The 2,966-nt window shown below is 65.9% G+C and carries 3 protein-coding genes and 1 pseudogene; 3 read left to right on the forward strand and 1 reads right to left on the reverse strand.

Annotation, left to right across the window (positions count from 1 at the left end; all coding sequences use genetic code 11):
• Positions 1 to 845, forward strand: an 845-nt coding sequence (locus MOV75_RS32905) for a response regulator (RefSeq protein ID WP_247007411.1), incomplete at its 5' end; no start/stop codon positions are given.
• Here MOV75_RS32905 and MOV75_RS32910 read toward each other — a convergent pair.
• Complete coding sequence (locus MOV75_RS32910) at positions 838 to 1,761, reverse strand: LysR family transcriptional regulator (RefSeq protein WP_246931606.1); 924 nt, start codon at positions 1,759 to 1,761, stop codon at positions 838 to 840. The two genes, MOV75_RS32905 and MOV75_RS32910, sit on opposite strands and share 8 nt — an antisense overlap.
• A gap of 129 nt (positions 1,762 to 1,890) precedes the next feature.
• Here MOV75_RS32910 and MOV75_RS32915 point away from each other — a divergent pair, with 129 nt between their 5' ends.
• Both MOV75_RS32915 and MOV75_RS32920 read left to right on the forward strand, forming a co-directional pair.
• The gene (locus MOV75_RS32915) at positions 1,891 to 2,829 is read left to right on the forward strand and encodes a ring-cleaving dioxygenase (protein ID WP_246931608.1); all 939 of its coding nucleotides are present in this window, start codon (positions 1,891 to 1,893) and stop codon (positions 2,827 to 2,829) included.
• A pseudogene (locus MOV75_RS32920) lies at positions 2,826 to 2,966 on the forward strand (alpha/beta hydrolase); the annotation flags it as partial. The gene MOV75_RS32915 and the pseudogene MOV75_RS32920, both read left to right, overlap by 4 nt.

Genomic DNA, 2,966 nt, shown 5'->3' on the forward strand with positions numbered 1-2,966 from the left:
CGCCGGGCGCGGGCAGCACGTTCACGCTTCAAGTGCCGCTCGGCCTCGCCGCGAGCGGCATCGCGCAAGGTGCGCTGCAACCGCCATCGCGGCAGCTCCGCGTGCTCTTGGTCGACGACGATCCCGTCAATTGCGACGTCGGCGAAGCCATCCTGAAGAGGCTCGGCCATCTCCCTACCATCGCAAGAAACGGCGCATCGGCCGTCGCACTTGCCCGCGATCAGGCGTTCGACGTCATCCTCATGGACCTGCACATGCCCGACATGGACGGCGTGGAAGCGGCCTCGCGGATCGGCAAGCTCGGTCTGCCAAACACGCCGCGCATCATCGCCGTGACGGCGGACGTGTCGTCGAGCGCGCGCGAGCGGCTCGCCGGCGCCGGCATTGTCCAGACCGTCAGCAAACCGATCCTGATCAACGCGCTGCGCGAGGCGATCGAGAACGATCCGGAAGTCGAGCCGACGGCGCCGCCGCTCGCTGCTGGCGCGTTGATCGACCGGCACTTCCTCGACGACCAGCGGGAGCTGCTCGGCGCGGCGCACATCGCGAAGCTGCATCATCTGCTGCAGGAGACCAGCGACAAGCTGATCGCAGACATCACCAAGACCGCAGCGATCGGCGATCATAAGCAGCTCGCGCGGCTCACCCATCAGCTCGGCAGCGCGGCGAGCGCGCTCGGCCTCGTCCGCCTGTTCGAGCACTGCCGCGAGGTCGAGCTGGCGGCGCCCGCGATGTCAGCGCCTGAGCGGCAAAATTCTGCGCGTGAACTCGCCGAGCTTCAGCGGGCCTCGATGAACGCGCTGGACGATCTGCTTCAGCCTGCCGAACAGCGTTCGGTCAGTTAGCCTCGGCTCGCCGGCGCACACCGCCCGCCTCCTCCCGCCCAAACCGCTCCACCAGAAAATCGATGAACAGCCGCACTTTCACCGACAGATGCCGCGTCGGCGGATAGACCGCATAGAGCGCGAGCGGCGGCGCGAAATAATTGTCCAGCACGACGCGCAGCTCGCCTTTCCGTAACGCATCGGCCGCGATGAACTCCGGCAGCAGCGCCAGCCCCCTGCCCTTGATCGCGACGTCGCGCAGCACCTCGGCATTGTTGACGCAGAGCGACCAGGCCGGCTGGATCCAGTGATCGCCGTCAGCGCCGGTCAGCTTCCATTGGTTGCCGGTGAGCAGGAAGCCGTAGGTGAGCGAGGTATGCTCGCGCAGATCCTGCGGGTGCTTCGGCGTGCCGTGCCGCGCGAGGTAATCCGGCGAAGCACAGATCATGCGCGCTATCGGCATGATTTTTCGCGCGATCAGGCTCGACGATTCCAATTCCGCGATCCGCAAGGTCACGTCGAAGCCGTCCTGCACGGGATCGAGCAGGTCGTCGCTGAGCACGATCTGGAGCTGCAGCTCCGGATATCGCGCCATGAAATCGGCCAGCACGGGCCCGAGCCGCATGGTGCCGAACGACATCGGCGCGTTGACGCGGAGCAGCCCCCGCGGCGCCGACTGGGCCTGCGCCACCGCCTGGTCGGCGGCCTCGATCTCCGAGAGGATCACGACCGCGCGCTCGAAATAGCGCTGGCCGTTCTCGGTCGGGCTCGCATGCCGCGTGGTCCGGTTCAGGAGCTGCACGCCGAGGCTCTCCTCGAGGTCGGCGATGTATTTGCTGATCGCCGATCGCGACAGCCGGAGCTGCCGGCCCGCCTCGGCAAAACTGCCGCTTTCGACCACCTTCACGAAGGCCCGCAGACTGCCGAGCTTATCCAAGGGACGGCCCTGGCGATTGTTTCCAAATCGTAGACATAGCCGTCATATTTGCATGGATTGTCTCCAATCCAAAGCGGAACAATATTTCCGGCCAGAGCAAGACGCTCCCCGAGCTTTTGGAGGACGACAATGTCTGGACTGCACCATGTGACCGCGATTGCCGGCAACCCCATTCGCAATTTCGGCTTCTACACGCGGGATCTCGGCCTGCGCTTCGTCAAGAAGACGGTCAATTTCGACGATCCCGGCACCTATCACTTCTATTACGGCGACGAGACCGGCCGGCCCGGCACCATCCTGACCTTTTTCCCGTGGGCCGGTGTATCGCCCGGACGCCGCGGCGTCGGCGAGACCCATCAGACCGCCTTCCGCGTGCCGCAGCGCTCGCTCGGCTACTGGACCCAGCGCCTCACTGAAAAGGGCATTGCCTATGAGGCGCTGGAAAAGCGCTTCGGCGAGTCCGTGCTGCCTTTCACCGACCCTGATGGCATGGCGCTCGCGCTGGTCGGCGTGCCGGGTGCGGAAAACGAGCCCGGCTGGAGCAACGGCGACGTGCCGGCCGAGCATGCGATCCGCGGCTTCCATGGCGTGACCTTGCTGCTCGACAGCGCGGCCAAGACGGCCGCCGTCCTCACCGACGTGTTCGGCTTCAAGGAGACCGGACGCGAAGGCTCGGTGATCCGCTTCAAGGCCCCGGGCGACGTCGAGGGCAGCGTCGTCGACATCTACGAGGCCAAGGGCTTCCTGCGCGGGCATCAGGGCGGCGGGTCGGTGCATCACATTGCCTTCCGCGCGGTTGACGATGCCGAGCAGGGCAAGATGGCGCAAAAGCTCGTGAGCAATCACGGCCTGCATCCGACCGAGCAGCGCGACCGCAACTACTTCCGCTCGGTCTACTTCCGCGAACCCGGCGGCGTGCTGTTCGAGATCGCGACCGACATTCCCGGCTTCGCCGTCGACGAGCCCGTCGCGACGCTGGGACGTGACCTCAAGTTGCCTAGCTTCCTCGAGCAGCACCGCAAGCAGATCGAAGGTGTGTTGCCGAATTTGGAAGAGACCGTGTCATGACTGAAACTGCATTCATCCACCGCTTCGAGCCCGCGACCAGCGCGGGCTCCCCGCCGCTCCTGCTGCTGCACGGCACCGGCGGCGACGAGAACGACCTGCTCGGGCTCGGCAAGATGATCTCGCCGGGCTCCGCCCTG

The organism is Bradyrhizobium sp. PRIMUS42, from assembly GCF_023006515.1.
Classification (GTDB): domain Bacteria; phylum Pseudomonadota; class Alphaproteobacteria; order Rhizobiales; family Xanthobacteraceae; genus Bradyrhizobium.